Annotated in this window: 17 protein-coding genes; 11 read left to right on the forward strand and 6 right to left on the reverse strand. The window is 53.4% G+C overall.

The annotated features are described in order from the left end of the window. Window positions 1–131 precede the first annotated feature (131 nt). On the forward strand, window positions 132–1,052 hold the full coding sequence (gsiC, locus tag SBO83_RS14330; RefSeq protein ID WP_100937647.1) for a glutathione ABC transporter permease GsiC: 921 nt from the start codon (window positions 132–134) through the stop codon (window positions 1,050–1,052). Window positions 1,053–1,054: 2 nt separating this feature from the next. Beyond that, on the forward strand, window positions 1,055–1,981 hold the full coding sequence (gsiD, locus tag SBO83_RS14335; protein WP_353501503.1) for a glutathione ABC transporter permease GsiD: 927 nt from the start codon (window positions 1,055–1,057) through the stop codon (window positions 1,979–1,981). 760 nt (window positions 1,982–2,741) lie between these two features. On the opposite strand, the gene SBO83_RS14340 is transcribed toward gsiD, so the two are convergent. After that, a complete protein-coding gene (locus SBO83_RS14340; RefSeq protein ID WP_396131976.1) occupies window positions 2,742–3,641 on the reverse strand; it encodes an SDR family oxidoreductase in 900 nt (299 codons plus the stop codon). A gap of 314 nt (window positions 3,642–3,955) precedes the next feature. Between SBO83_RS14340 and SBO83_RS14345 the strand changes: the two genes are divergently transcribed. Beyond that, a complete protein-coding gene (locus tag SBO83_RS14345; protein ID WP_396131977.1) occupies window positions 3,956–4,867 on the forward strand; it encodes a prolyl oligopeptidase family serine peptidase in 912 nt (303 codons plus the stop codon). A 164-nt stretch (window positions 4,868–5,031) separates the two neighbouring features. Here SBO83_RS14345 and fghA read toward each other — a convergent pair whose 3' ends face one another. The 3 genes from fghA to ptrR are packed head-to-tail and all read right to left on the reverse strand — an operon-like array spanning window position 5,032 to window position 7,998. Then, window positions 5,032–5,883, reverse strand: coding sequence for an S-formylglutathione hydrolase (gene fghA / locus SBO83_RS14350; RefSeq protein WP_396131978.1), 852 nt, complete (start codon window positions 5,881–5,883; stop codon window positions 5,032–5,034). Window positions 5,884–5,895: 12 nt separating this feature from the next. Beyond that, window positions 5,896–7,020: an S-(hydroxymethyl)glutathione dehydrogenase/class III alcohol dehydrogenase gene (locus SBO83_RS14355; RefSeq protein WP_353501507.1), complete on the reverse strand. Its 1,125-nt coding sequence runs from the start codon at window positions 7,018–7,020 to the stop codon at window positions 5,896–5,898. Window positions 7,021–7,077: 57 nt separating this feature from the next. Next, window positions 7,078–7,998 carry a putrescine utilization regulator PtrR gene (gene ptrR / locus SBO83_RS14360; RefSeq protein WP_396131979.1) on the reverse strand — a complete coding sequence of 307 codons (921 nt, stop codon included), beginning with the start codon at window positions 7,996–7,998 and terminating at the stop codon, window positions 7,078–7,080. Window positions 7,999–8,227: 229 nt separating this feature from the next. On the opposite strand from ptrR, the gene SBO83_RS14365 reads away from it, so the two are divergent. The 8 genes from SBO83_RS14365 to mglC all read left to right on the forward strand — a co-directional run bounded on the left by SBO83_RS14365 (window position 8,228) and on the right by mglC (window position 18,266). Continuing rightward, window positions 8,228–9,379 carry a YbfB/YjiJ family MFS transporter gene (locus tag SBO83_RS14365; RefSeq protein WP_396131980.1) on the forward strand — a complete coding sequence of 384 codons (1,152 nt, stop codon included), beginning with the start codon at window positions 8,228–8,230 and terminating at the stop codon, window positions 9,377–9,379. A gap of 388 nt (window positions 9,380–9,767) precedes the next feature. After that, window positions 9,768–10,709, forward strand: coding sequence for an omptin family outer membrane protease (locus SBO83_RS14370; RefSeq protein WP_396131981.1), 942 nt, complete (start codon window positions 9,768–9,770; stop codon window positions 10,707–10,709). Between the two features lie 211 nt (window positions 10,710–10,920). Continuing rightward, entirely contained in the window at window positions 10,921–11,586 is a 666-nt protein-coding gene (folE, locus tag SBO83_RS14375; RefSeq protein ID WP_034789049.1) for a GTP cyclohydrolase I FolE, read from the forward strand. A 129-nt stretch (window positions 11,587–11,715) separates the two neighbouring features. Next, window positions 11,716–12,891, forward strand: coding sequence for a DUF418 domain-containing protein YeiB (gene yeiB / locus SBO83_RS14380; protein ID WP_396131982.1), 1,176 nt, complete (start codon window positions 11,716–11,718; stop codon window positions 12,889–12,891). 294 nt (window positions 12,892–13,185) lie between these two features. Next, window positions 13,186–14,232, forward strand: coding sequence for an HTH-type transcriptional regulator GalS (gene galS, locus SBO83_RS14385; RefSeq protein ID WP_396131983.1), 1,047 nt, complete (start codon window positions 13,186–13,188; stop codon window positions 14,230–14,232). A gap of 254 nt (window positions 14,233–14,486) precedes the next feature. Beyond that, window positions 14,487–15,485, forward strand: a complete 999-nt coding sequence (mglB, locus tag SBO83_RS14390) for a galactose/glucose ABC transporter substrate-binding protein MglB (RefSeq protein ID WP_353501513.1) — start codon at window positions 14,487–14,489, stop codon at window positions 15,483–15,485. Between the two features lie 201 nt (window positions 15,486–15,686). Beyond that, a complete protein-coding gene (gene mglA, locus SBO83_RS14395) occupies window positions 15,687–17,237 on the forward strand; it encodes a galactose/methyl galactoside ABC transporter ATP-binding protein MglA (protein WP_353501514.1) in 1,551 nt (516 codons plus the stop codon). Between the two features lie 18 nt (window positions 17,238–17,255). After that, window positions 17,256–18,266: a galactose/methyl galactoside ABC transporter permease MglC gene (gene mglC / locus SBO83_RS14400; protein WP_034789056.1), complete on the forward strand. Its 1,011-nt coding sequence runs from the start codon at window positions 17,256–17,258 to the stop codon at window positions 18,264–18,266. A gap of 95 nt (window positions 18,267–18,361) precedes the next feature. Here mglC and sanA read toward each other — a convergent pair whose 3' ends face one another. Continuing rightward, a complete protein-coding gene (gene sanA / locus SBO83_RS14405) occupies window positions 18,362–19,300 on the reverse strand; it encodes an outer membrane permeability protein SanA (protein ID WP_396131984.1) in 939 nt (312 codons plus the stop codon). Window positions 19,301–19,584: 284 nt separating this feature from the next. Beyond that, the gene (locus SBO83_RS14410; protein WP_353501516.1) at window positions 19,585–21,282 is read right to left on the reverse strand and encodes an NAD-dependent malic enzyme; all 1,698 of its coding nucleotides are present in this window, start codon (window positions 21,280–21,282) and stop codon (window positions 19,585–19,587) included. Window positions 21,283–21,557 lie beyond the last annotated feature (275 nt).

A 21,557-nucleotide genomic window follows, 5' to 3' on the forward strand; every position in this document is an offset into this window, starting at 1 on the left:
TTCGACTAGCTCAGTTCATTAGGGGAAGCAGGGAGTGGGGTGCTCAAAGAGGGCCTCACGCCAGGCTTCCCCGTGAATTTGTTTCTTGCTAACGTCTCAGAGGTTTTTTTAATGGGCGCAGTTAATCTGTCATGCTGAATTACTTCCTAAAACGATTACTCGGATTGATACCAACCCTGCTCATTGTGGCAGTGTTGGTTTTTCTGTTTGTACATTTGCTACCAGGCGACCCGGCGAGACTGGCGGCGGGGCAGGATGCTGACCAGAGCGTTGTTGAACTGGTTCGCAAAGATCTGGGCCTCGATAAGCCGCTTTACCAGCAATTTTTCACCTTCTTCAGCCACGCTCTGCGCGGCGACTTCGGCCACTCAATGGTGTCGAAGCGCCCGGTGATTGATGAGATTGGCTCGCGATTCCTGCCCACCCTGTGGCTGACGCTCACCAGCATGGTCTGGTCGGTGATTTTCGGGCTGGTGATTGGCGTGGTGTCTGCCGTTTGGCGCAATCGTTGGCCTGACCGCGTGGGCATGGCGCTGGCGGTCTCCGGCATCTCCTTCCCGGCGTTTGCCCTCGGTATGCTGCTGATGCAGGTGTTCTCGGTGCAGCTCGGCTGGTTGCCGACTATAGGCGCAGACGGCTGGCAGCACTACATTCTGCCTTCAATCACGCTGGGCGCGGCAGTTGCGGCGATCATGGCCCGCTTCACTCGCGCCTCTTTTGTCGAGGTGATGCAAGAGGACTATATGCGCACCGCGCGTGCCAAGGGCGTGCGCGAAACGCTGGTGGTGGTGAAACACGGCCTGCGTAACGCGATGATCCCGGTGGTGACCATGATGGGCCTGCAGTTTGGCTTCCTGCTCGGCGGCTCTATCGTGGTGGAGAAAGTCTTCAACTGGCCGGGCCTCGGGCGTCTGTTGATTGATTCGGTAGAAATGCGCGATTACCCGGTGATTCAAGCCGAGGTGCTGCTGTTCTCACTGGAGTTCATCCTGATCAACCTGTTGGTCGACATGCTTTATGCAGTTATCAACCCTTCAATTCGTTACAAGTGAGCATGCGCATGAAAAACTGGCGGCGTAATGCCGTGCTGGCCTCGATGCCGGTGATAACCGCGGAGTCGGTGCAAAAGCAGCAGGTGCGCACACCCTGGAAGGCTTTCTGGCGGCGTTTTCGCCAACAGCACATTGCCTTGGCGGCGGGTGTCTTCATTTTATTGATGATTGCGGTGGCTGCGCTGGCCCCGTGGATTGTGCCATTTGATGCTGAAAACTATTTTGACTACGACCGCCTGAATGAAGGTCCTTCACTGATTCACTGGCTGGGCGTTGACTCTCTCGGGCGGGATATTTTCAGCCGTATTTTGATGGGTGCCCGTATTTCTCTGGCGGCGGGCGTGCTGTCGGTGGTGCTGGGCGGCATTATCGGCACGGTATTTGGGCTGCTGGCGGGCTACTACGAAGGCTGGTGGGATCGCATCACTATGCGCGTCTGCGACGTGCTGTTTGCTTTCCCCGGTATTCTGCTGGCGATTGCCGTGGTAGCCGTAATGGGCAACGGCATGTCGAACGTGATTATCGCGGTGGCGATTTTCAGCATCCCGGCCTTTGCCCGTCTGGTGCGCGGCAATACGCTGGTGCTGAAACGCCAGACCTATATTGAGTCGGCGCGCAGCATTGGCGCTTCTGACTTCACCATCCTGTTCCGCCACATTCTGCCCGGCACGCTGTCAGCCATCGTGGTCTATTTCACCATGCGCATCGGCACCTCAATCATCACCGCCGCCAGCCTGTCGTTCCTCGGCATGGGCGCCCAGCCCCCGACGCCAGAGTGGGGCGCGATGCTCAATGAAGCCCGCGCCGACATGGTTATGGCCCCGCACGTGGCGATTTTCCCCAGCCTGGCGATATTCCTGACGGTGCTGGCGTTTAACCTGTTAGGGGATGGGTTGAGGGACGCGTTAGATCCGAAATTAAAAGGGTAAGAAGGGAGGGCTTTTGGAAAAGCCCTTCAAAACCGTGGGCGCCGGCCCACACCGGGCAAAGGGGGCGTAAACGCGCCCCCTTGTGCAATCCCGCGTTTTTTCTGTTGGGAGATCGAGGCTGCGCAGGGTCGGAATGGACATGTTTCAGTAGCCACAGTGTTTGTCGCGAAGTGTCGCCGCTTAGGCGGTTCCCTCAGTTCGGGTTTCGAGCCATAGGTCTCGAACCACTCCCTCGGCGTCACTTCTGAACGCGACCTACTGGCTTCTCAACCGTGCCTTTTCAGTGGGTTTTGGTTTGTTTTGCTCCTCCCCCTGAAAAGGGCTGGGAGGAGGTATTGCAGAAAATTCAGCGGCTTATGTGAGAAATACCCCACCCCAACCCTCCTCTAAATAGGGGAGGGAGCAAAGCAAAATCTATTGAAACGGTACGGTCGAAATGCCTCAAAACCGCAGTCAAAAATGGCGCTGAGCAAGAGGTTCAAGACCTGAGGCTTGAATCCCGCAGCGAAGGCACCGCCTAAGCGGCGACATTTTGCGGTGGAGAACAGGTGTAACTGTAACACGTCCGCCCCACGAGCGGAGCGCGTAGTAAAGAGCCGGGGATTCTCAAGGGGCGCGGCGATAGGCGCCCCTTGAGGCCGGTGTGGCGGCAGCGCACGGTTTTGACCTTAAAACGGTGTGGGCCGACGCCCACGGTTTTGAAGTTGAAGTTGAATTGGAATTTAAAAGGCGAATCTGGGTCGCCCAACCCATTAACCCATCAACTAATAGGTTTCCCACCTGTCACCCCAATAACCTCCCCAGTAATGTAACTAGACTCCTGAGAGGCGAGGAAAACATAGCTTGGGGCCAGTTCGGCAGGCTGTCCGGCGCGCTTAAGTGGGGTGTCGGAACCGAAGTCGGGGATATTCTCCTGAAGCTGCCCGCCGCTGACTTGCAGCACTGACCAGATTGGGCCGGGAGCAACGACGTTGACGCGGATACCTTTCTCGGCGACCTGCTTCGCCAAGCCTTGGCTGTAAGTGATGATGGCGCCTTTAGTCGACGCGTAGTCGAGCAGGAACTCACTCGGCTGATAGGCCTGAATTGACGAGGTGGTGATGATCGTCGAGCCAGCGGGCAGGTGCGGGATAGCCGCTTTGGTTATCCAGAACATGGCGAAAACGTTGGTTTCGAAGGTCTTTCTGAACTGCTCGGTGGTTAATTCCGTCACGTCAGTGACCGCCACCTGCTTGCCCGCGACCAGTGCTAATACATCTAAACCGCCCAGCTCGGAACGGGCTTTCTCCACCAGACGTTTACAGAAATCTTCATTGCTGATATCGCCCGGGATCAGCACGGCTTTACGGCCAGCCTCAATAATGTATTTCGCCACTTCTTCGGCATCCACCTGCTCTTCGGGCAGATAGGAGAGGGCGACGTCGGCCCCTTCACGGGCATAGGCAATGGCGGCGGCGCGGCCAATGCCGGAGTCGGCACCGGTGACCAAGGCTTTACGCCCTTCGAGTCGCCCTGAGCCACGGTAAGTCTCTTCGCCATGATCGGGTTTTGGCTGCATTTTGGCATCAAGCCCTGGCGCGGGTTGCTTCTGCTTAGGGAAGCCATCGCTGCTGTACTGCGTCACAGGGTTTTGCATGGTGTATTGATCGCGCTTACTCATTATTCGTCCTCTCTTCACCGGTTGATGCATTAAATGTGCATGAATTATTAAGACTAGTTGAGTGAGTTGAGATAACAACGCAGATTCATCTGATTCAAAGCTGAGGTGGGATCGACAGTGTAATAACGAAAGAATAGGGGCGAATGTGGCGAATTTACCGCCGGTTACAATGCGGGGTTGTTAATCAATGTTTACCACTTGATCCAAAAATAACCCTCTCCTTATATAGTTGCGAGGCGTTATCTCATGCCTCACTCTGCGGCGTAAAACGCCAGCTGAAATTAATGAAAAATAATTGAGGTATAGAGCAGCTTATGGAGCCTTTCTTACCGAATTCCATCCAGCGTTTTTCTCTGACATGGCTTCCCGCCGCGGCGCTTTCTCTGGCGCTGGGCGGCTGTTCAATGGCCAGGGCGGGGCAGAGCAGCGCAGAACCGCCACTCGATGCGCGGCTTAATGAGCAGGTGGTGATGCTTGCGGCGCATCTTGGCGATCGCACGGTTGAGCTGCAAACCACTATTTTCAAACCTTCGGGGCCGGGACCTTTCCCGATGGTGGTGCTCAACCACGGTAAAAACCCCGGCAAGGCCCGAGATCAAAAACGCTCGAGACATCTGCGAGTGGCGGCTGCCTTGGTCGAGCGCGGCTATGTTGTCGCCATCCCTATGCGTGAAGGCTTTGCGGGTTCAGGAGGGCGCTATCCTGACGACCACTGCGATATCTACAAACATGGTTTAGACGAGGCGCGGGACGTTGCGGCGGCGATTAATGAATTGGTGAAACTGCCTTATGTCGACAGAACGCGCATGGTGATTGCAGGGCAGTCAGATGGCGGCCTGACTACTATCGCGCTCGGTACCCAGCAGATCCCCGGCGTGCTGGGCTTGGTGAACTTTTCCGGCGGGCTGCGGATGCGCACCTGCAGCGATTGGCCGCAAAGGCTGGTCGCCACCTACGCGGCCTACGGCAAACAGGCCCGCTATCCATCACTGTGGTTCTATGGCGACAACGATCAAAACTGGCCGCAGCCTATGCCACAGCAGATGTTCTCGGCTTATTACAGCCACACGATAGGCGCAGCGCATGAAGCGAAGATGGTGGATATCGGCGTGTTCGGTAAAAACTCCCACATATTCTTCGACACTAAAGACGGCGTGAAACTCTGGCTGCCGCAAGCCACGGTATTCTTCCACTCTCTAGGCCTGCCGTTTGAGCCTGTGAAGTGAAATAGTAATTAGAGCGCATTCCCACCCTGCGCAGCCTCGGTCATCGAACAAAATAACGCAGGGTTCCAAGGGAGGCGCGTTTACGCCTCCCTTGGTCGGTGTGGGCCGACGCCCACGACCTTGACGTTGAACTTAAATAAAGCGGATTTGGACGCCTTCCAAATTTACCCGTGTAACCACTGCGCGTGGAACCTCAGATGCTCCTCGATAAAAGTCGCAATCGTGAAGTAGCTGTGGTCGTAGCCCGGCTGAATGCGGATCTGCAACGGCCAGCCTTGCTGACGCGCCAGCTCAACCAACTTGGATGGCTGGAGCTGATCGGCAAGGAACTGATCGTCGTCGCCCTGATCGATCAAGATCGGGAAGGGTTTCTGATCCTTGGGCAGCGTATTCAGCAAGTGGCAGCTGTCGTACTGCAACCATTGGTTCTCGTCATCGCCCAAATAGGCGCTGAAAGCTTTACGCCCCCAAGGCACCTGACAAGGGTTAACGATGGGCGCGAAAGCTGATACTGAGCGGAAACGCTGCGGGTTGCGCAGGGCTAACACCAATGCTCCATGGCCGCCCATGGAGTGACCGCAGATTGACTGTTTATCACTGACGGAGAAATGCCCGGCGATGATTTGCGGCAGCTCGTCGATAACATAGTCATACATACGGAAGTGGGCATCCCACGGCGCGCGGGTGGCGTTGAGGTAGAACCCCGCGCCCTGACCCAAATCATAATTTTCGTCATTGGGCACGTCGTCGCCCCGTGGGCTGGTGTCTGGCATCACCAGCACCAGTCCCAATTCGGCGGCAATGCGCTGCGCCCCGGCTTTCATCGTGAAGTTTTCATCGTTGCAGGTTAAACCTGACAGCCAATAGAGCACCGGCGGCGGATTATCATCACGCGGCGGCGGCAGATAAATGCTGAATGTCATGCTGCAATTTAAACTGCTGGAGGTGTGGCGGTAGCGCTGTTGCCAACCGCCAAACATTCGGTGTTCTTCGAGTAGTTCTATCGAGCTGCTCACCGTTAGGCTCCCTTATTTATTAAAGTGGATAACGGAACGAATGGATTTCCCATCGTGCATCAAATCAAAGGCTTCGTTAATGTCGTCCAGACCCATGGTGTGGGTGATGAAGTCATTCAAGGCAAACTCGCCGTCGAGATAACGCTGCACAATGCCCGGCAGCTGGGTGCGGCCTTTGACGCCACCAAAGGCAGAACCACGCCATACGCGGCCTGTGACCAGTTGGAAGGGACGAGTTGAAATCTCTTCACCCGCGCCTGCGACGCCGATAATTACCGATTCACCCCAGCCTTTGTGGCAGCACTCAAGCGCAGAGCGCATTACATTGACGTTGCCGATGCATTCGAACGAGAAGTCCACGCCGCCGTCGGTCATTTCAACAATTACGTCCTGAATCGGCTTATCAAAATCTTTTGGATTGATAAGATCGGTTGCACCCAGTTTGCGCGCCAGGTCGAATTTGCTGGTGTTGAGATCGATACCGATGATGCGACCCGCGCCCGCCATCACGGCGCCAATAATTGCCGACAGGCCGATACCACCGAGGCCGAAGATAGCAACGGTGTCGCCTTTCTTCACTTTGGCCGTATTCATCACCGCGCCCATGCCGGTGGTGACGCCACAGCCCAGCAGGCAGACTTCTTCCAGCGGCGCTTCTTTGTTGATTTTGGCGAGGGAGATTTCAGGCACCACGGTATATTCAGAGAAGGTGGAAGTGCCCATGTAATGGAAGATTGGCTTGCCGTCTTTGAAGAAACGGGTGGTGCCGTCTGGCATCAAACCTTTACCCTGCGTGGTGCGAATCGCCTGACACAGGTTGGTTTTGCCAGATTTACAGAACTTACACTCGCCACATTCTGGGGTGTACAGCGGAATGACGTGATCGCCTACCGCGACGCTGGTGACGCCTTCGCCCACGGCTTCGACTACGCCGCCGCCTTCATGGCCCAAAATCGCCGGGAATACCCCTTCAGGATCCTTGCCGGACAGGGTGTAAGCATCGGTATGGCACACGCCAGTAGCGACGATGCGCACCAGAACTTCGCCTTTTTGCGGCGGCATTAAATCCACTTCTTCAATGGAAAGTGGCTGGTTAGGGCCCCATGCAACGGCTGCGCGAGTTTTGATCATTTCCATGGTATTGCTCCTGTTTTATAAATTGTCGCCCTTGATACAGCTTCAATGACTGTGGGCTCATATTGCTGGTTGTTCTAACTCGCCAGCAATGGGGTGTTTGAGTAACGGCACGACGCCGCCGTTTTGCGCGATGATCAGCTCTTTAAGCGCCCGCACGTTAGGGGTGAAAGCGTCACGCCGCCAGATAAGCCACGTCGCGGTATCGGCGAAACTGTCTTCGATTTCATGGGCTTGCACCCGTTCATTGCCCGGCAGTTGATCCAGCACGCTGCGCGGTACCATGGCAATGCCCGCCCCGCTGGCGACGCAGGCCACCATCGAATGATAGGACTGAATTTCCATAATATTGCTGACAGCCAGCCCGGTGTGTTTAATCCACGACTGCAGGCGCGTGCGATAAGAGCAGGTGGCGCGGAAAGCAAAAACCGTATGGCCGCCGCGCCCTGGCGGAGTGTCGAAAGGGGATTCCCCCTGCGGCGAGATAATCACCAGACGTTCGCGAAAGGCGATACAGCCGTTGATATCGTCATAATCAATCGGCCCATCGACCAGCGCGGCGGCCAGTTTGCCATCGCGCACGCCATCAATGGTTTCTCCCGACGTAGCGGTATTGAGTGATAACGACACCTGAGGGTAATGCTGATGATAAGCCGCCAGCAGGCTGGGTAGACGGGTCGCCGCCGTGCTCTCCATTGAGCCGAGCGCAAAACCCCCGGCAGGCTCACCGGCGTGGGTGATACTCATGGCTTCATCGCTCAGTGCCAGAATGCGCTGGGCGTAATTAAGAAAATTGTGGCCCATCGCCGACAGGCGAATTCTCTGCTTCTCGCGAATAAATAAGTCGCAGCCCAACTCGATTTCGAGCTGGCGCAGGCGCGTGGTCAGGTTGGAGGGCACGCGATGCAGCTGCTCGGCAGCGCGCGCCAGCGAGCCGGTTTCCGCTACGCTGCAAAACATACGCAATTGTGTCAGGTCCATCGCCACCCTCTTGATGATGAAATGTCGAGATTGCCTTCTGAGTGAATTCTCTAATAAGAAACAACTTGGTCATTATTATTCACTTTTCGTGATTGTATCCGCAAGGCATGATGATCCACAACTTAGTTTTAACACCTATGCACAAAAGAGGGTGTTTAGTCGTTACACTTTCTCTATGTTTGTTAGATGTTGCGAAATTGTAAAAAACAATAAAACAGGGCGGAGCATTATGGCATTTCGTGTAGCACTCAGCGGTTTTCTGGCATTTGTCGTCGCCATGGGGATAGGCCGTTTTGCCTTTACGCCTCAGGTGCCATTAATGATAGCTGAACATCAGTTCACGCTAACGGGCGCGGGCTTGGTCGCGGCATTCAATTATTTGGGCTACCTGTGCGGGGCTTATGACGCCATGAAGGCGAGTCGGCATCTTGAGCGCCGCCTGTGGCTTGGGCTGTGGGGCGCGGTGGCGCTGACGCTTATTTCGGCGGCGGTCACTGGTGAAGTCTTCCACAGCGTGATTCGCTTTATGATTGGCTGGACCAGCGGCTGGGCGATGGTGTTGGTGTCCGCGTGGTGCAATGAGCGTCTGCACCACTTTGGCCGTCCGGCGCTGGGCGCGGCGGTCTTCGCCGGGCCGGGGGCGGGTATCTTCCTCAGTGGGATTCTGGCGGTGGTGATTCACAGCTTGCAGCTCAGCTCGGCCGAGGCCTGGGCGGTGTATGGCGTTCTGGCCTTTGTGTTTATTGCGTTGATCAGCGTCAACCTGCCGCGAACCGGCGAGTTGCACCGCACCCACGTGGCGACTGAGCCGTTGAAAATGACGCCGACCTTGAAGCGTCTGGTGTGGAGCTACAGTCTGGCCGGATTCGGCTATATTCTGCCCGCCACCTTCCTGTCGCAGATGGCCAGCGCGCGTTTCCCCGAAAGCCTGTTTGCCCAGTTCGTCTGGCCGGTGTTCGGCGGAGCGGCGGTGATTGGGATTATCATCGGCATTCTGACCCGTCACTGCCTGACCACCCATACTCGTCTGGCACTCACCCTGTGGGCACAGGGGTTAGGGATTCTCTCTGCCGAAGTGATCCCAGGCGTCAGCGGACTGGTGATAGGTGCGGTGCTGGTGGGCGGCGGCTTCCTGAGCGTGGTGCAGCTGAGCCTGCAATATGGCCGCGAATTGGCGCCAGACCACAGCCGTTATCTGGCAGGGCTGTTAACCACCGGCTACGCGGTGGGGCAGCTGTGCGGGCCGATTCTTTCTGCTATTTCGACTGCGCTGACTCACCGTCTTGAACCTGCGCTGTATGTCGCGCTGGTAGGCTTTATTATTGCTGGTGCCTTAGTGGTCGGGCGTCCGGGGCAACGCGTTGCCAGCGCCAAAGCATAATATATATTAGGGGAATGTTTATTTATTAAATATTCCCCGTAATTATATAATTAGCTTTATCAGTAATAATTTATAAATCAAAGATAAATGATTGGGTAAAAATATACTAAGAATATATTTAGGTTTGAGTTTGGTTGTTCTGATTTTTGAGTTTTAATAAGCGAATAGTCTAAGGTATTACCCCGATAAATACTTTCTCGAAATAATTATCTACACATCCTCTTGTTTGTAGTTTTTCCCACACAGAAGAATCTTGGCTACTGGCTATTGAGTTGTGCCTTGGTGCCGATATAGTGATTAAAAGCCGCAAGGTTTTTAACAACGGGATATCACTATTTAGATGAATTAATAACGCGTTTGTTTATTTAATCTAATGCAAGGAGCAACAATGAAAAAGGCCTCTTATTATACAGCTTGTGTTCTGTCTATGACTGCCGCCCCCTCTTTGGCGCTGGCAGAAACCGACCCTTCTTGGTTTACCCCGGAGAAGGTCACTGTTGGGCTTTCATTAGGCCAGCTGCAAGGGGAAGCAAAAGAGCGGGTGTATGATCCAGAAGAGGGGGGACGCAAAGTGAGCCAACTGAACTGGAAATATAATAATGCCGCCATTATTAAAGGGGATTTCGCGTGGGACTTCTCGCCATGGGCCTCTCTCGGCTTTAACGGCTGGACCACGCTGGCCTCTTCCGGCGCGTCAATGGATGACTATGATTGGCTGGATACCTCTAAATCACAGTGGACCGACTGGTCAAGCCACTCGAATACCAAGCTTAATTATGCCAACGAATTTGATATCAATATTAAAGGTTGGTTGTTAAATGAAGAGCAATATCGGCTGGGGCTGCTGGCGGGTTATCAACAAAGCGCATTTAGCTGGCTGGCGAAAGGCGGCAGTTACAATTACAACAGTGGTAATGACATCGGCAATTGGCCTCGTGGAGAACTCTCTATTGGTTACAAGCAGAAGTTTAAACTGCCTTATATCGGGCTGGTGGGCCGGTACCAATATGAGAAATTCGAAACTAACCTGGTGTTTAAATACAGCAATTGGGTCAGTGCCAATGCTAATGACGAGCATTATGCCAGAAACACCACATTCAAAGATGATGTCAATAATGCTCGCTATTACGCCGTCGTGGCGGATGTCGGCTATTACGTCACGCCACAGGCAAAGGTTTATCTGGAAGGGAGCTGGAATCAGTATCAAGAGAAGCGCGGCTCCGTGAGTTCCCACGATCGCTCCGACGGCAGCTACACGAAATTTAAAGATTCAGGCAGTATGGAAAACGAGTTTTATACTGTGACTCTGGGAGTAAAATACAGCTTCTGAGTTTCCAGACCGTCCGGCTTCCCCTCTGGGTGCCGGACGGAATGCCTCGTCCTGCCTCCATTTGTGCAATATTGATAAGTTGCAGCTATTTCACTCATCATGAATCACAATCACTGGATTATGAATCCGCACTCCACTACAGTAAGCCACCTCATTTTGGTGTGATCTGCGTCAACTTGACGACACTTGCGGGACCTGCTGGAGAATAACTATGTCAACTTTGAGTAAAGAAGCCATTCTGGTACACGAGGCATTACTGGCCCGTGGTCTGGAAACCCCACTGCGTGAGCCTCTGCCGATCGACAACGAAACGCGTAAACAGCGAATCAAAGAGCATATGACCGGCATCATGCAGCTGCTCAATCTTGACCTTGCAGATGACAGTCTGGCCGAAACGCCACACCGCATCGCCAAAATGTATGTCGATGAGATCTTCTCCGGCCTGGATTACGCCAACTTCCCCAAAATCACCGTCATCGAAAATAAGATGAAAGTGGATGAAATGGTGACCGTGCGTGATATCACCCTGACCAGCACCTGTGAGCACCACTTTGTGACCATCGACGGCAAAGCCACCGTGGCTTATATCCCGAAAGATAAAGTGATCGGTTTGTCGAAAATCAACCGCATCGTGCAGTTCTTCTCCCAGCGTCCGCAGGTTCAAGAGCGTCTGACCCAGCAGGTGTTGTTAGCCCTGCAAACTCTGCTTGGCACCAACAACGTGGCGGTGTCGATTGATGCCGTGCACTACTGCGTTAAAGCGCGCGGTATCCGTGATGCGACCAGCGCCACTACCACCACGTCACTCGGCGGCCTGTTTAAGTCGAGCCAGAACACGCGTCAAGAATTCCTGCGCACCGTGAGACACGCGAGCTAATCGCGTTTTTACTCATTCGAAAGACGGTCGAAAGACAGTTGAAAGCTTTAAGTTGCGGCACCTTTTAGGTGCCGCTAGTCTATCTGGCATACTCATTTTCTGATGTCATCCACTTTGCAGCCAACTTTCATGACAAAACCTTCAGGAATCCGCCCGCGCATTGCCACCCTCGATTTTGCCCGTGGCATCGCCATCCTTGGCATTTTACTGCTCAATATCAGCGCGTTTGGGCTGCCGAAGGCGGCTTATCTCAATCCGGCCTTTAACGGCCAGCCGTCGAGCAGCGACGCATGGACCTGGGCGGTATTGGATCTGCTGGCGCAGGGCAAATTCCTCATGATGTTCGCCATCCTGTTTGGCGGCGGTCTTTACTTGCTGCTGCCTCGCGGCAAACATTGGATTCAGGCGCGGTTGTCACTGTTGCTGCTTTGCGGCCTGTTACACGCGGCGTTCTTCTGGGATGGCGACATCCTGCTCTCCTACGGATTGATTGGTCTGGTGTGCTGGCGTCTGGTCAGAGAAGGGCGCAGTAGCCAGTCGCTGATTAATACCGGCATTATGCTCTATTTGATTGGCGTCGCGGTGCTGCTGATGCTCGGGTTTATCAGCAATCCACAGCCTGGCAGCTTCTGGTTGCCCGGCCCGGCGCAGCTGCAATATGAGCAATATTGGAAGTTAAAGGGCGGGATGGAAGCTATCACTAACCGCCTCGACCTGTTGTCATCAAGCCTGATCGCCATTGCCGTACAGTACGGCTGGGAGCTGGCAGGCGCTATGCTGCTAGGAGCAGGGCTGATGCGCAGCGGCTGGCTGCGCGGAGCCTATAGCCTGCGTCACTACCGCCACCTTGCGGCGCTACTGTTACCGTTTTCATGGCTGATTCAAATCCCGGCCATCACCATGCAGTGGCAGTTGCAATGGGACTATCGCTGGAGCGGCTTTTTGCTACAGGCCCCGCGCGAAGTGGGCAGCCTGATACAGGCTGTGGGCTATTTATCACTTTGTTACGGCTTCTGGCCGCTGCTTTCTCGCTTGCGCCTGGCGCACTGGATTTCACAAATTGGCCGCATGGCGCTCACCAACTACCTGCTACAAACTCTGATCTGCACCACTTTCTTCAACGTATTTGGCTTCTACCAGCACTTCGACCGCCTACAGCTGGTGGCGCTGGTGCCTGCCGTGTGGGTCATTAACCTGCTAGTGACCTTAGCCTGGCTGCGTTATTTCAAGCAGGGACCGATGGAGTGGATCTGGCGCAAACTGACGTCTCGCGCCTCAGGTGTTGAGGAGAAAATCCTGAACTAATATTCACACAAATTATAAATATGAGATAAACGTTGCAAAATTGTATGTAAACGTTTTCTTTCCTGTGACGAGATTCACGCAGGTGTTTTCACAAAATGTTTAGGATATCGCTCGTGCAGCGTTAGCCGATAAAAACAGGAAACACCATGATCACTGTACTGCTGTCTGTTTTCACCTCTTTGTTCTCCACCTGGGCACGAACTTTTTCATTTCCTCCTTATTCTTTTCAATCAGTTAGCTCAATTAATCTGCCCACGCAGGCGCAGCCATTATTGCCACAATCTGGAGCGACCCATGGTCACCATTCGTGATGTGGCGAAGCTGGCCGGTGTGTCAGTGGCGACCGTTTCCCGCGTGTTAAACAACCCCGCGATCGCCAGTAAAGAGGCGCGTGAGTTGGTATTACAGGCCGTGGCTGCATTGGGTTACAGGCCGAATGCCAATGCGCAGGCGCTGGCAACTCAGAGCAGCGACACTATCGGCGTGGTGGTGATGGACGTCTCCGATCCTTTCTTCGGCGCGCTGGTTAAGGCCGTCGATACCGTGGCGCAGCGTCACCAAAAATATGTGCTGATTGGCAACAGCTATCACGAGGCGGAGAAAGAGCGCCACGCGATAGAAGTGCTGATCCGCCAACGCTGTAATGCTCTGGTTGTGCACGCGAAAGCGCTGGGTGACGACGAGCTGTCCCACTTTCTCAATCAGGTGCCGGGCATGGTGCTAATTAATCGGGTGATCCCCGGCTATGAGCACCGCTGCGTGTCGCTCAACAATGTCACAGGTGCTGAAATGGCCACGCGATTACTGCTATCGCAGGGGCATAAGCGCATCGGTTACATCGGTTCCAACCATGGGATTGAAGATGATTTGCAGCGCCAGCAGGGCTATTTGACGGCGATGATGCAGGGCACGTCAGCCGCCTTGACGCAGACACGTCAACCGCCGCCGGAAAGCTGGCGCGCGCAGGGCTCACCTGACCTGCAAGGCGGCGAAGCGGCCATGGTGGAGCTGCTGGGGCGCAACCTACAGCTGAGTGCGGTGTTTGCTTATAACGACTCCATGGCCGCAGGCGCGCTGGCAGTGCTGAAAGAGAACGGCATCAGCGTTCCGCAAGATTTCTCATTGGTCGGCTTCGACGATATTCCCATTGCGCGCTACACCAGCCCAAAACTCACCACGGTGCGCTATCCCATTGTTTCCATGGCGACATTGGCCACTGAGCTGGCCTTAAAAGGGGCAGCCAACCAGCTTGAAACCGGCGTGTCGCACTGTTTTATGCCGACGCTGGTCCGGCGCCATTCGGTGGCACCTTGGCAAAATGTGGCACCGGTCACTTATTGACTAATTAGCGCTGTGTAACCGTTTTCAATCTGTGAGAACTTTCACAGATTATTAACATTGACGCCATTATGATTCATTCGTTTTCGACATGATTCATTTTGTGTCCTTGCTACAGGACAGGTTTTCACAGCGAGTCAGGAAGTCATACGTCAAGGAAGGCAGGCACCGTTTCATTGTTGAGGCGCGGACGCACTGCTCCCGCAGGATTACCGGTGCCACACTCTGTACCACCCTACACAAAACCGGAGATATAAATGAATAAGAAGGTCTTCACCCTGGCTACTCTGGCTGCAAGCATGATGTTTGGCGCTGCTGCTCATGCTGCTGATACCCGTATCGGTGTCACCGTTTATAAATATGATGACAACTTCATGTCCGAAGTTCGCAAAGCCATTCAGGAAGATGCGAAGAAAGCGCCAAACGTACAGTTGCTGATGAATGACTCACAAAACAGTCAATCCACGCAAAACGATCAGGTTGACGTCATGGTAGCAAAAGGCGTGAAAGCGCTGGCTATCAACTTGGTTGACCCAGCCGCGGCTCCGGTGATCATTGCTAAAGCCAAAGGTGCTGGCATCCCGGTGGTGTTCTACAACAAAGAGCCATCACGTAAAGATTTGGACAGCTACGACAAAGCCTATTATGTCGGTACTGATTCTAAAGAGTCTGGCGTGATTCAGGGCGAGTTGATTGCTAAACACTGGAAAGCGACTCCGGCTTGGGACCTGAACAAAGACGGCGTGATCCAATACGTGCTGCTGAAAGGCGAGCCGGGCCACCCTGACGCAGAAGCGCGCACCAAATATGTGGTGAGCACCCTGAATGATAAAGAAGGTCTGAAAACTCAACAATTGCAGCTCGACACCGCAATGTGGGATACCGCTCAGGCTAAAGACAAGATGGACGCGTGGTTATCTGGCCCGAACGCTAACAAAATCGAAGTGGTTATCGCCAACAACGATGCCATGGCAATGGGTGCTGTAGAAGCGCTGAAAGCTCACAACAAAACCAGCATTCCTGTATTCGGCGTTGACGCCTTGCCAGAAGCTCTGGCTCTGGTGAAATCAGGCGCAATGGCCGGTACCGTGCTGAACGATGCTAAGAATCAGGCTCAGGCGACATTCGATCTGGCGAAGAACTTGGCTGACGGCAAACCAGCCGCCGACGGCACTAAATGGAAAGTTGAAAACAAAGTGGTACGTATTCCTTACGTAGCCGTAGACCAATCTAACTTGGCTGACTTTACTAAATAATCCAAAGATTACGGACAGACGAGTAAATAGCTAAATATATAGCTAAGCAGTGGCATTAATTAGCAGTGAAGTAATATCACGTTAATACCTGCATAACAGGAAGTGATGTCTTTATACCGCCGGTCTATTACTGACCGGCGGTATTCATGACGTCAGGTATTAATATAATCAGTTTCTCTTAATATTTAGCCAGGTATAATTATGGCCGATATTCCAAAGCCTGACATCACGCAGACTGACGCTGTGGCTCCCCAGCCGCGTGAGTTTCTGCTGGAAATGAGCAATGTTAATAAATCATTTCCCGGCGTTAAGGCATTAGATAATGTGAATTTGAAAGTTCGACCGCACTCTATTCACGCGCTGATGGGCGAGAATGGGGCGGGTAAATCCACCTTATTGAAATGTCTTTTTGGCATCTACAGCAAAGATTCCGGCACCATTCTTTTCCAGGGTCAGGAAGTTAATTTCAAAAGCTCTAAAGAGGCGCTTGAGCAGGGCGTGTCGATGGTTCACCAAGAGTTAAATCTGGTGTTGCAGCGCACGGTCATGGACAACATGTGGCTGGGGCGTTACCCAACCAAAGGCTTCTTCGTTGACCAGGACAAAATGCTCAAAGACACGCAGGCTATCTTCGATGAGCTAGATATTGATATCGACCCGCGTGAGAAAGTCGCCAAGCTTTCTGTGTCCCAGATGCAGATGATTGAGATTGCTAAGGCTTTCTCCTATAACGCGAAAATCGTGATTATGGATGAGCCAACCTCGTCTCTGACTGAGAAAGAGGTGAACCATCTCTTCACCATTATCCGCAAGCTGAAAGACCGTGGCTGCGGCATCGTCTACATCTCTCACAAGATGGAAGAGATTTTCCAACTGTGTGACGAAATAACCATTTTGCGCGACGGCCAGTGGATCATGACCCAGTCACTGGAAGGTCTCGACATGGATAAAATCATCTCCATGATGGTGGGGCGTTCGCTGAGCCAGCGTTTCCCTGACCGTCAGAATGTGCCGGGAGAGGTCATTCTGGAAGTCCGCAACCTGACCTCGCTGCGCCAGCCTTCAATCCGCGATATCTCCTTTGATTTGCACAAAGGTGAGATTCTGGGCATTGCAGGTCTGGTGGGGGCGAAGCGTACTGATATCGTCGAAACCCTGTTTGGTATTCGCGAAAAAGTCGCCGGAACCATCAAGCTGCATGGTAAGAAAATTAATAATCACAGCGCCAACGAAGCCATTAATCACGGTTTTGCTTTGGTGACTGAAGAGCGCCGTTCCACCGGTATTTATGCTTATCTCGATATCGGTTTTAACTCACTGATTTCAAATATTCGTAATTACAAAAACAAGATTGGCCTGTTGGACGTCAACCGAATGAAAAGCGATACCCAGTGGGTTATCGACTCCATGCGGGTGAAAACGCCGGGGCATCGCACCAGTATTGGTTCGCTGTCCGGGGGCAATCAGCAGAAAGTTATTATTGGGCGCTGGTTATTAACACAGCCGGAAATATTAATGCTTGATGAACCTACGCGCGGTATTGACGTCGGGGCCAAGTTTGAAATTTACCAGTTAATTACCGAGCTGGCGAAAAAAGAGAAGGGGATCATTATTATCTCCTCTGAAATGCCAGAGCTATTGGGAATTACAGACAGAATATTGGTTATGAGCAATGGGCAGGTTGCGGGTATTGTTGAAACAAAAAATACTTCGCAGAATGAAATTCTACGCCTTGCATCCTTGCACCTCTAATTTTTAAGGGTTCTTATTATGAAAGCATTAAATAAGAAAAGTATGCTCACTTATTTAAAAGAGGGCGGGATTTACGTTGTGTTGCTGGTGTTACTGGCAATTATCATTATTCAGGACCCGACCTTCCTCAGCCTGGTCAACTTGAGTAATATTTTAACTCAGTCTTCAGTACGCGTAATTATCGCCCTCGGCGTGGCAGGGCTGATTGTGACTCAGGGCACTGACCTGTCAGCGGGTCGTCAGGTCGGTTTGGCGGCGGTGGTCGCGGCAACTCTGTTGCAGGCAATGGATAACGTCAACAAGGTGTTCCCGCATCTTGAAGTTGTGCCTATTCCAGTGGTTATTCTGACCGTGTGCGTGATTGGCGCGCTGATTGGTTTGGTGAACGGTATTATCATCGCCTACCTCAACGTGACGCCATTTATCACCACCTTAGGCACCATGATTATCGTTTACGGTATTAACTCACTGTATTACGACTACGTGGGCTCCTCGCCGGTGGCAGGGTTTGACCCAGGATTCTCCAGCTTTGCGCAGGGCTTTATTCAGCTGGGCGGCCTGAAGATCTCCTACATTACCTTCTACGCGTTGATTGCCATTGGCTTCGTTTGGATCCTGTGGAACAAAACTCGCTTCGGTAAAAACATCTTTGCTATCGGCGGCAACCCAGAAGCAGCCAAGGTTTCCGGCGTAAACGTGCCGTTAAACCTGATCATGATTTACGCGCTGTCCGGCGTGTTCTACGCCTTCGGCGGCTTGCTGGAAGCCGGGCGTATCGGCAGTGCTACCAACAACCTCGGCTTTATGTATGAGCTGGATGCCATCGCGGCCTGCGTGGTGGGCGGGGTATCCTTCGCCGGTGGTGTAGGGTCAGTGGCGGGCGTGGTGACGGGGGTGCTTATCTTCACCGTGATCAACTACGGCCTGACCTACATCGGGGTGAACCCGTACTGGCAGTACATTATCAAAGGTTCGATTATTATCTTCGCGGTGGCGCTGGATTCACTGAAGTACGCCAAGAAGAAATAAGAGTGGGGAGCAGGAAGAACCAACAACTAAAAAATCAGCAGTAAATAAATCAGTAGTACTAACAAGGGCGCTTCGGCGCCCTTGTTGTTTAATAGTCAATGAGATTCCCGTGACTGCGAGAACGGGTTGCGGCCCGGCACCATTGGCCGCGAAGGCGGTGGTGGAGGTGCGTCGCCATCCACACTCTGTTCCTCGGCATCGTTAGCTTCTTGCTCGGCTTTGAGTCTGGCGGCTTCATCGGCCGCCGCTTTGTCCGCCGCGGCTTTCTCTGCGGCTGCTTTAAGCTGGGCGGCTTTCTCTTCCGCCGCTTTCCTCTCATCGGCCAATTTCTGTTGCAGTACCAGCAGCTGCTCAGGCGTTACGGCCGGGTAGCCCTGCGCGTCATCCGGGATGTGATGGACGGCGGGGATCGGGATCAGCGGGCCGAGGAAGCGCGGCTCGCGTTTAAGGATATACAGGTCAGTCAGCGCGCCAAGGCGGGCGAAGATTTCACGCACGCGAACGGTCATGATGTCTTTCGGCGACGGCACGGCGAAGCACTGGGCCTGAATCCCCATGTGCAGCGCAATATACAGGGCGCGCTCGCAGTGGAAACGCTGGGTGATGATCAGGAAATCATTAGTGTCGAACACCTTGCGGGTGCGCACGATAGAGTCCAGCGTGCGGAATCCGGCGTAGTCGAGCACGATATCGCTGGCCGGAATGCCCGCTGCCATCAGGTCACGGCGCATGGTCATTGGCTCGTTATAGCTTTGCTGAGCATTGTCGCCACTTAACAGCAGGTATTTTACTTTGCCGCTGTTATAGGCATTGATGGCACCCTGAATGCGGTAGAGATAGTACTGATTGGGGACGCCGGTGCGGTAATACTTGGCCGTGCCGAGCACCACGCCGACCTGACGATGCGGCAACTCTTGCACTTCGTCATAGACATAATCTTTGGTTTTCCAGCTGATCCACCGGTCAAGCCCAATAGCGACAACCAACATCAATACTATGATGCTGATGAAGCCTACTATCAGTCGCTTAATCATAAACTCGTCATCCTTCAGGTTGCAGCGGCCTTAGCGGCTAACGCTATGCTCTCTCGCTTCCCTGAGTCGCTGCTGGAAATCAGGAATTCAAGGCTACTTGACCTATCGAAACCATGCAATAAGCACGGCTCCGTATCTCGGGGCTTCGCGGAATATTTCAGCAACATTGGTGTAATTACTTCGTGCTGTGGAAGCTGTATTCCAATTTTGGTGTAAAACGGCATAAAAAAGGGCCAGTGCAGAAGCTGCCTGGCCCGATGATCTCTAGCGTGAGTCCGCGAGGATTAGAACGACGTGCGTTTGTAATCGCGGTACTGCGGTGACCAGAAGTTATGCTCAATGGCTTTTGACAGCGCATCTTCAGAGGTCACCATCGCCACACCTTGCAACTGCGCGGCTTTACCCACTTCCATGGCGATGCACTTAGACACGCCCTGAATGTCATTGACGTCTGGCAGCAGGGAGCCCACGCCATCCGTCGCCAGCGGCGAACACTCTGCCAACGCGCGGCTGGCGGCCATCAGCATCTCGTCAGTCACGCGGGTTGCACCCGATGCCACGACGCCCAGGCCGATGCCAGGGAAGATGTAGGAGTTGTTGCACTGGGCAATCGGGTAGACAGTCTCTTTGTAGGTCACTGGAGAGAACGGGCTGCCGGTCGCGACCAGCGCGTTGCCGTCGGTCCAGGTGATGATATCCACCGGCTGGGCTTCCACGCGAGAGGTCGGGTTGCTGAGTGGCATCACGATTGGGCGCTCGCAGTGCTTGTGCATTTCGCGGATAAGCTCTTCGGTGAACAAACCAGGCTGGCCGGAAACGCCAATCAGCACGGTAGGTTTTGCATGGCGAACCACGTCCAGCAGGGAGATGCTGTCGTTATCCAAGCCCCAACCGGAGAGGTCGGCGCTTTTTTGCGTCAGCTTGCTCTGGAAATCTAACAGGTTTGGCAGTTTGTCGGTCAGCAGGCCGAAACGGTCAACCATGAAGATGCGCGCACGGGCTTCTTCGTCGCTCAGGCCTTCGGCTTTCATACCGGCGATGATCTGCTCGGCGATACCACAACCGGCAGAACCTGCACCCAAGAAGGTGACGGTCTGGTCGCGCAGGCGGCAGCCCGCGGCTTTACTGGCGGCAATCAGGCTGCCCAGAGTTACGGACGCGGTGCCCTGAATGTCATCATTGAAGCAGCAAAGCTCGTCGCGGTAGCGCGTCAGCAGCGGCATGGCGTTTTTCTGCGCGAAGTCTTCGAACTGCAACAGCACGTTCGGCCAGCGCACTTTTACGGCTTCGATGAACATGTTAACGAATTCGTAGTACTCGTCACCGGTGATGCGCGGATGACGCCAGCCCATGTACAGCGGATCGTTCAGCAACTGCGGGTTGTTGGTGCCCACGTCGAGAACCACCGGCAGGGTGTAAGCCGGGCTGATACCGCCACAGGCGGTGTACAGTGAGAGTTTACCGATTGGAATACCCATGCCGCCGATGCCCTGATCGCCAAGGCCCAAAATGCGTTCGCCGTCAGTCACTACTACCACTTTTACGTGCTGTTTGGTGGCGTTCTGCAACATATCGTCGATGTGAGCGCGGTTCGGGTAGGAGATAAACAGGCCGCGGGCGCGACGGTAGATATCAGAGAAATGCTCGCAGGCTTCGCCAACGGTTGGGGTGTAAATCACTGGCATCATTTCACTGAGGTGGGAATCAATCAGGCGGTAAAACAGGGTTTCGTTGGTGTCCTGAATGTTGCGCAGATAAATGTGTTTATCGATATCGCTTTTGAAGTCTTGAAACTGGCGGTAAGCACGTTCGGCTTGTTCTTCTATGGTTTCAACGGCTTCCGGCAGCAGTCCATGCAAGTTAAAGTTGTTACGTTCTTCTTCTGTGAAGGCACTACCTTTATTCAGCAGCGGGAATTCAAGCAGGATTGGGCCAGCATGTGGAATATACAGCGGGCGTTTACTCTCGTATTCAAGTTCCATTGATTTTACTCTTCGGCTATCGGAGCGGGTTGCTGTTTTCTTATTATTTACTATCTCAGGGAGCTGATCCTAAAAGATAAAGTAAATATGTACAGTATTTGTTATCAGCCTATGACGAAAGGCAGAGGAAATGTGATTTGTGTCCTATTTCTGCACAGAAGGGTAACAACGGAAAATAACTATTTCAAATGCCAGACGGGGAAAGGGAATTAGGTAACTAAAAAAAGTGATTTCCGACGACAGAGGCTGGGTTTAATCCCTGCCGTCGGGGGAAC

Origin of the sequence: Ewingella allii (assembly GCF_044430645.1) — a bacterium.
GTDB lineage: Bacteria > Pseudomonadota > Gammaproteobacteria > Enterobacterales > Enterobacteriaceae > Ewingella > Ewingella allii.